Raw genomic sequence first — 8505 nt, 5'->3', positions numbered from 1 at the left:
ATATTATACAACCGAAAATCAGTTAATTAACTTATTTAAAGATAAATTTTATGAAATTATTGGCTTCAAATCATTTTATGAAAATTGGCTAAACCTATATGGTAAAAATTTTTAGAGAAAAACTATAAATAAGTCTATTAAATATAAATAGTATAATTGCTTAAATAAACTTAGTATAATTGCTTAAATAAATTTAGTATAATTACTTAATTGGTGGTAATATGGAATATATTAAAAGGTATGTTGATGAAGAATTAAAGGATATACTTGAATGTATGGGGGCTGTTTTAATAGTTGGGCCAAAATGGTGTGGTAAAACAACTACTGCTACTCAGTTTGCTAAAACAATAATTGAATTACAACATCCCACATTAGGCAAATCATATATTGAACTGGCAGATGTAGATCCATTGTTATTATTGGATGGGGAAAAACCATTATTGATTGATGAATGGCAGATGGCTCCTGAATTGTGGGATGCAGTGAGATATTCTGTTGATAAAACAGATGATTATGGTTTGTACATTTTAACTGGTTCTACAATTGTTGATAACTCTAAAATAAATCATAAAGGTGTTGGAAGGATCCATAGGTTGATGATGAGGCCGATGAGCTTATATGAAAGTGGTGATTCCAATGGTAAAATTTCATTAATTGATTTATTTAATGATAAAGATGTAAAAATTAATGGAATTACTTCGGATTTATCTTTAAGTGATTTAACTTTTTTAGCTTCTCGTGGGGGTTGGCCTGAAACATTGAACATTGAAGATAAACAAAAACAATTAATTGTGGCTTCTTCTTATTTTGATAACATATGCCGTGATGACACTTATAATATTGATAGTGTTAAACGTGATTCAAAAATATTTGAATCAATTCTCCGCTCTTATTCACGTAACATTTCAACTTTGGTTAATAATACAAGAATAATGGTGGATATTGAAGAGAATTATGGTAAAATTTCTGAACCTACATTTTATTCATATATTTCCGTTTTAAAAAACCTATTTGTTATTGAAAATGTTCCTGCATGGTCTCCTAATATTCGTTCAAAGCAAAAAATAAGAAAATCAGAAAAAAAAGAATTCATAGATCCATCAATTGCAGTTGCGGGACTCAACGTAACTCCTGAAATGTTGGTGTATGATTTAGAAACTTTTGGATTCATTTTTGAAACATTGTGCATTAGAGATTTAAACGTATATTCAGCACCATTGGGTGGAAAAGTATTATATTATAATGATGGCACCTTGGAAGTGGATCGTGTTTTAAAAATTGCTGATGGTCGTTATGGATTAATAGAGTTTAAATTAGGGGATAAAAGAATTAATGAAGGTGCTCAAACCTTATTAAAAATGGATAAGTTAATTAAACAAAAAATTGCTAATGGGGATACACATATTCCAGAACCTAGCTTTTTAGCAGTTATAACTGGTGATAACATCGCAAAAGTTCGAAAAGATGGGGTAATGGTAATTCCGATTGGCACATTAAGATAATTCTATCTATATCATTTGACAATAATTTTCAAAGATTAGTCATGGTCTGCACGGAATGAAACTCCAATTGCTTCAAACTCTTCATGTTAGAACTGCACCGTGATGTCTAAATTACGTTGTTAACGAAGTTTCAGAATCTAGTTTCATTTATACACAACAAAGATTATTTTAATATTGTTGTAACAAATTTAATTTTATAAAATAAAAACAATTTTTCTTTGGTTTAATATATAAATGAGTATATGCTTTATAAATCATATAATTGCTTAATATAATATTTCTATTTTCTTTTGGGAGTTATTGAAATAATTTCAGCATTATAGTCATGTTTTTTATTTATGAACATGTTTTTATATGAGATGTTTATTGATGATATGGAAAAGTATAGGGAAATTTATCCCATCATAACTCAAAGATAGTGTAGATGTAATTCAATATATTGGAAGACTTACAATTAGTTTTGATAAGATTAAATATATAAAAGTTGGCCTCATGATAAAATTTCTGAATTAAAAACTTTAAAAACAGAATTTGGGCATTATAAAGGACAAAAGCATTATTGAGGGGGTGATTATAATTTTAAATTAGACTTTGACTTAATTGATTAAATTCTAATTTATCAAGATGCCACATGTTTGTATTTAATAAAGTAGAACCATATGCCACAGTAAATAATCTTTCATAAACATATTAATCATTAACATTTTCAACAGTTTAATAATAATTAAAGATTTTTATTTGCTTAAAAATTGATAAAACAAGATTTAAATAAATTCTAGGCAGTGCTGTATTAAGAGTTCAATCATTATTTCATTTTCATTTAAAACTTTAATTTTATTTTTAAAATGAATTGATGAAAAATATAAAATAAATTTAATGAAAAATATAAAATTTATATCATGAAAAGTATAAAATAAAATATATGAAAAATATAAAAAAGTGGTTATGATGAAAAAATATCTGCCGAGATACACTGACTTGGAACTAAAAGAATTTTTAGAATATATGGGTGCTGTACTGGTTACTGGTCCTAAGTGGTGTGGTAAGACTACAACAGCTAAACAACATTGTAAAAGTCTAAAAGAATTACAACATCCTATTCATGGAAAATCTTACTTAAAACTTGCAGATACCAATCCCATAGAATTATTAAAAGGTGAAAAGCCGATGTTAATTGACGAATGGCAAATGGCACCTGAATTATGGGATGCAGTAAGATATTTAGTTGATGAATCAGATGAAGATGGACTATATGTCCTAACAGGCTCAACAGCAGTGGATGAAAGTAAAATCATGCATTCGGGGGCAGGTAGAATAAAAAGAATTGTAATGCGCCCAATGAGCCTATATGAAAGTGGAGAATCCACGGGGGCAATATCATTAATAGATTTATTCAATGATGAAAATTTAAATATTGATGGTGCAACCTCAAATTTAACAATATCTGATTTAATATTTGCTGCTTGTAGAGGAGGATGGCCTGAATCTCTAAAGAAAAAAACAAAAAAACAACAATTAGCAATTGTATCTAATTATATAGATATAATATGTAATAGTGATGTTTCAGAAGTTGATGGTGTTAAACGAAACCCTCAAAGAGTAAAAACTATCTTAAAATCTTACGCTAGAAATGTTTCAACATTAGCGACTAAAAAAACACTTATGAAAGATATAAAAGCAGAATATGGGGATATTTCTTTACCTACATATAATTCATATATTAATGCCCTTGAAAGGTTATATGTTATTCAAAATATTCCTGCCTGGTCACCAAATATCAGATCAGCAAATACCATTAGAAAATCCTACAAAAAAGAATTCATTGATCCATCAATAGCAGTAGCAATACTTAATTTAACGCCTGAAAAATTACTAAAAGACTTTGAAACATTTGGATTTATATTTGAAAACTTATGTATACGTGACCTACTAGTTTACTCAAGTTCAGTTAATGGAGAAATATTATATTATAATGATGATAGTGGCCTTGAAGCAGATTGTATTTTATATCTAAATGATGGAAGATATGCATTAATAGAATTTAAATTGGGGAACAGAGAAATTGATAAAGGGGCAGAAAATTTACTTAAATTAAAAGAATTAATTCGAAAAAGTGTAAAAAACAAAAAAATTGATTTAGAAGAACCAAGTTTTTTAGCAGTAATTACAGGTGGTGAAATAGCATACAATAGGGCTGATGGAGTGAAAGTTATCCCAATAGGATGTTTGCGATAAATGAGTTTACTGTATTAGATTTGTTTAGTATTTAATTCTGTTTTTTGATGGTTTCGATTTGAATTTTGTGATTGAAAGTCCGTCAAAAATGAAATTTTGGCGAAGACCTCAAGAAATAGTAGAGAATATTTTGTGCCTCAAATCACAAAAAATTCAAATCAAACAAGTTTTTAAAAATGGATGATTTTTAGTGTCATATCATTTAAAAAGTGTTTCTACAATGAAATTAATTATATGCTTTAGACCTATCTTCAACATGACCTATATAAACATATCATGTAATTATCCTTTGACTCGTTTATATTTAGGATATTTTTTTACTTTCTCATAACGAATATTATTGGAATCTTTTAATATTTCATCTAATTTTTCAAACAATCTTAAGCTTTTGGATTTTTCTTTTTCAATGTTTTAATTGCCTTAATGCAGAACGTTTAAATTCAATTTCCATATTACTCATCTAAATATAGCTATTATAGACATTGAAAACCGATTCACATAATATAATAAACATCCAGAAAACAGAAAAAAGCCGTTTTTTATTTAGTTTGTAATTCTCTTGTTTGTTGCATGATTTTCATGAATAACCTTAAGTTTCTAGGAATGTTAAATAAGATGAAGAGATAAATACTTCAAAGTTTAAAAGTTAGAATGTTAAACAACAAAACTAATGTGATGATATGGATGTTCCTCTTTACTTTTACTTAGCGTATAAAAATATGCCTAGACTAGCTCCAGGTAGTGACAATACAACACTAAAAGCCATTAATTTAGTTGAATTTGATCATAATGATGAGTTAGCTATTTTAGATATTGCATGTGGTGTTGGAACACAAACAGTGTTACTTGCGAATTTTTTTGAAAATGCTACAATTGAAGCTATTGATTTATTTAGACATTATATTAATGAAGTTGAAGAAAAAATAGCTTTAAATAATTTGTCTAATAGAGTTCACGTTTATAGAATGGATATGAACGATTTGGATTTTGCAAATGAAGAATTTGATATATTATTCTGTGAAGCTTCAATCCACATTATGGGATTTAAAAAAGCTTTAAAAGAATGGAAAAGGCTGCTTAAAGTAAATGGTTATTTAGTAGCATCGGATATTTCTTGGATTTCAGCTCCTTCTGTTGAAAGTCGAAAATTCTGGAAAAACAATTATGAAGAAGTTGATTCAATTAAGAATAAAATTAAGATAATTGAAAAGGAAGGTTATGAGTTTATTGATTATGCTGTTGTTCCAAAAGAGGACTGGAAAAATTATTTTTCAGCTTTAGAGAAAAATTTAGCCAAAATTTCATCAGATGGTTCTGCAAAAGTTTTTATAAATGAACTAAAAAAAGAAATATCAGTTTATATGAAAAATTCAGATGATTATAGCTATGTTTTTTATGTTATGAGAAAAGCAGATCATCAATAATGTCCATATCTAAGTTTTCTTCAACGATTTCAGCTAATCTATTTAAGGAATAGTCTTTTTCACTTTGATAAGGATCTTTTCCAAGTTCTGCTTTTAAACCTTTTTTAACTCTTAAATAGTTTAAAAACTCTCTTCTAAAATTATAATTGTGGAATATTCCATGGAGATAAGTTGCAAATATATTTCCTTGTGATGCTCCATCTATTAATCCTTCATCATTGTTTCCTTGACCTTTAGTAATATTCAATAGGTTACTAACATTATCAGACAATTCTGTTGTACCTTCATGTATTTCATAGCCCTTAACTTTCTCACCAGCAATATTTTTAAATATCTCGCCAGCTATACCATTGATTTTATCTGGTATAATGGCTTCTGATTGAGTTACAATTTTTTCTAAGCGACTAAACTTAGATTCAATATCAATTAATCCTAAAGCTTCAATTGTACCATGCTTTGATTCTTTTTTATCTTCATCATAAATAATATTACCTAATATTTGTAATCCTCCACAAATACCAACAATTGGAATTTCTAAAGATTTATCAATTATTTTTTGTGCTAACCCACTTTTAAAAAGTGCATGAATATCTTCGGTGGAATTACGAGTACCTGGAATAATGATTGCATCAACATCTCCAATATCATCATTTATTCCAATCATTTTAATTCCAACATCTTTTTCATATTCAAATGGGTCAATATCTGTAAAATTGGATATTTTAGGAAGTCTAATAACTCCTATTGTAATGTCTTTGTTTTCTGCAAATTCATGAGTGGTTAGTGAAGCTGAATCCTCTTCTGGAAGTTTTAAAGTTTCATCATAAGGCAATACTCCTAAAACCGGTTCACCAGTAATTTCTTCAATCCTATCAAGACCGGGTTTTAATATATCTAAATTGCCTCTAAATTTGTTAATAACGGTTGCTTTTAGTCTAGATCTATCGTAATCATCAAGTAAAACATATGTTCCGGCGATAGCTGCAAAAACTCCACCCATTTCAATATCTGCAATTAAAATAACATTGGCATCTGCAAGATGTGCAATTTCCATATTTGCAATATCCTGATCACGCATATTGATTTCAGCAGGAGAACCAGCTCCTTCAATAATAATGACTTCATATTCTTCTTTTAATTTATTAAAACTTTCTTTTATAGCGTTTAGCGCAGTATCATGGTATTTATGCTGATAATCATAGAAATCCATATCTCCAATAGATTTTCCTTGGATTATAACATTTGATGTGAAGTCTCCTTTTGGCTTTAATAAAATTGGGTTCATATGGATACTAGGTTCAATCATTGCCGCTTCTGCTTGTAACATTTGGGCTATCCCAATTTCTCCATTTTCCTTAGTAGTATATGAATTTAAAGACATGTTCTGAGATTTAAAAGGAGCTACTTTGTATCCTCTATTTTTATATATTCTACACAAAGCAGCTACAAGCATGCTTTTACCGGCATTTGATGAGGTTCCTTGAACCATGATACATTTTGTCATGATGAGATATATTGTTGTTTATGTTATAAATAAATTTTAATTTAAAAAAAGTATAATTTATCTTGTTAATTAAAGTCAACTAAAAAAATTTAAAAGCAACTTAATTTAATATAATATTATTAAATAATTATTATTTAAATATTGGAAAAATATTATAATTTTTATTTTTTCAATAAATATGATAAAATAATGGAGGATAAAAAAAATGTTTAAGTTAAATAAGTATATCTTAATTTTAGCTATTTTCATGGTTCTAATCATGATTCCATTTTCTTTTGCAGAAGAAAACTCAACTGATCTTCAAGGAATTAATAATGACGATTCAATAGCTATTAATACAGATGATGAAAGTCAAAATTTAGAGGTTTCTAATGATGAAGTGTTAAGTAAAAGTAGTTCTATTTATTTAAGTCCAAATGGTAATGATGCTAATGATGGAAGTCAATCTAAACCTGTTGCAAGTTTAAATAAAGCTCTTTCATTGGTTTCTTCAGGAGGTACAATTAATGTTGCTAAGGGACATTATAATGTAAATTCCGTTTCTATTACTGACTCTGTTAAAATTCTTGGTCAAAATGGGGCAATATTTGATGCTGGAAATTATGGAAGAATATTGCAGATTTCAGTTCCAGGAAAAAGTGTTGTAATTTCCGGTATTAAGTTTATTAATGGTAATGTTAAAGATATTGAGAAGGATAAATGGGGTGGAGCAATTTTAATAACTAATAATGTTACTGGAACTTCAATAATGATTTCTAATAATCAATTCCTTAATAATGTTGCCTATGCTGGAGGAGCAATATATGTTGTAGGTAATTCTTATGGTAGTGTAATTATTAAAAATAATGTATTTGATAAATGTAGTGCTGAGTTTGGTGGGGTAATATCAACAGAAAATAAAGTGCATGTTAATATTATAAATAACCATTTTAAAAATTCATTTGCTAATTATGGAGCTATAGTTGATTATGGTGAAGGCAGTATTAGCTTTTCAAAAAATACAATTTCAAATTGTAAAGCATTTAAACAAGGAGATTATATTTACAGTTTTAAACATAAAATAGCTAAAAACATTGGATTTTCTATTAGTGCAGGTAATATAGTTAGAGGTTATAAAAGTGGTTTAGATTATAAAGCTATCTTTTATGATATAAATGGTAAGGCTTTAAAGAACTATAACGTTCATTTTAAAGTAAAAGGCAAAACATACAAAGTAAAGACAGATTCAAAAGGTGTTGCCAAATTATATATTAAATTAAATGTTGGCATACATAAAGTGGAGATTACCAATCCTGAAACTGGTGATAAAATAGATTATTATGCTTTTATCCTAAAAAGAATTGTAGGTAATAAGCCAATAACTATGATTTATGGTGATGGCTCTAAATATACTGTAAGAATTATAGGGGATAATGGTAAGTTTGTAGGTTATGGTAAAATAGTAACTTTTAAACTTAATGGTAAATCTTATAAGGTTAAAACTAATAAAAATGGTTATGCCTCTTTAAAAATAAGTTTACCTCCTAAGAAATACAATATTAAAGCTATATATAAGGAATTTAAAGTATCTAATAAAATAAAAGTTAAACCAATTAAACTTTATTCAAAATGGTGGCTTTCAAATGGAAAACCTATAGTTGGTAAAACTGTTATTTTCAAAGTTAAAGGGAAAGTATTTGCAAAAGTAAAAACTAATAAATATGGTTATGCTTATGCGAATTTGAAAAAACCTTTAAAAAGAGGTGCTTATAAGGTTACTGCCAATTGTGGAGGCAAAGTAGCTTCAATGAAAATTAGAATAAAATAGAAGTTTCAATTTACTTCTGTTATTTTTTTTTCG

Annotated in this window: 5 protein-coding genes; 4 read left to right on the top strand and 1 reads right to left on the bottom strand. The window is 27.7% G+C overall.

Translation table 11 applies throughout. The features are described from left to right. The first annotated feature begins 221 nt into the window (after positions 1-221). The 3 genes from MBORA_RS03150 to MBORA_RS03140 all read left to right on the top strand — a co-directional run bounded on the left by MBORA_RS03150 (position 222) and on the right by MBORA_RS03140 (position 5161). The gene (locus MBORA_RS03150; RefSeq protein ID WP_063720220.1) at positions 222-1502 is read left to right on the top strand and encodes an ATP-binding protein; all 1281 of its coding nucleotides are present in this window, start codon (positions 222-224) and stop codon (positions 1500-1502) included. A 948-nt stretch (positions 1503-2450) separates the two neighbouring features. Next, the gene (locus MBORA_RS03145; RefSeq protein WP_063720219.1) at positions 2451-3737 is read left to right on the top strand and encodes an ATP-binding protein; all 1287 of its coding nucleotides are present in this window, start codon (positions 2451-2453) and stop codon (positions 3735-3737) included. Positions 3738-4417: 680 nt separating this feature from the next. Then, a complete protein-coding gene (locus tag MBORA_RS03140; RefSeq protein WP_042693941.1) occupies positions 4418-5161 on the top strand; it encodes a class I SAM-dependent methyltransferase in 744 nt (247 codons plus the stop codon). Here MBORA_RS03140 and cobQ read toward each other — a convergent pair. Next, positions 5136-6665 carry a cobyric acid synthase CobQ gene (gene cobQ / locus MBORA_RS03135; RefSeq protein ID WP_042693939.1) on the bottom strand — a complete coding sequence of 510 codons (1530 nt, stop codon included), beginning with the start codon at positions 6663-6665 and terminating at the stop codon, positions 5136-5138. The two genes, MBORA_RS03140 and cobQ, sit on opposite strands and share 26 nt — an antisense overlap. A 205-nt stretch (positions 6666-6870) precedes the next feature. On the opposite strand from cobQ, the gene MBORA_RS03130 reads away from it, so the two are divergent. After that, entirely contained in the window at positions 6871-8472 is a 1602-nt protein-coding gene (locus MBORA_RS03130) for a DUF1565 domain-containing protein (RefSeq protein ID WP_063720218.1), read from the top strand. Positions 8473-8505: the final 33 nt, after the last annotated feature.

This window comes from Methanobrevibacter oralis, from assembly GCF_001639275.1.
GTDB lineage: Archaea > Methanobacteriota > Methanobacteria > Methanobacteriales > Methanobacteriaceae > Methanocatella > Methanocatella oralis.
Note: the sequence above shows the minus strand (reverse complement) of the source record. Positions and strands in the feature narration are given on the sequence as shown.

Excerpts from the sequence above, each read along its gene's own strand:
- MBORA_RS03140 (WP_042693941.1), top strand. The coding sequence starts at position 4,418 with ATGGATGTTCCTCTTTACTTTTACTTAGCGTATAAAAATATGCCTAGA.
- MBORA_RS03150 (WP_063720220.1), top strand. The coding sequence starts at position 222 with ATGGAATATATTAAAAGGTATGTTGATGAAGAATTAAAGGATATACTT.
- cobQ (WP_042693939.1), bottom strand. The coding sequence starts at position 6,665 with ATGACAAAATGTATCATGGTTCAAGGAACCTCATCAAATGCCGGTAAA.
- MBORA_RS03130 (WP_063720218.1), top strand. The coding sequence starts at position 6,871 with ATGTTTAAGTTAAATAAGTATATCTTAATTTTAGCTATTTTCATGGTT.
- MBORA_RS03145 (WP_063720219.1), top strand. The coding sequence starts at position 2,451 with ATGAAAAAATATCTGCCGAGATACACTGACTTGGAACTAAAAGAATTT.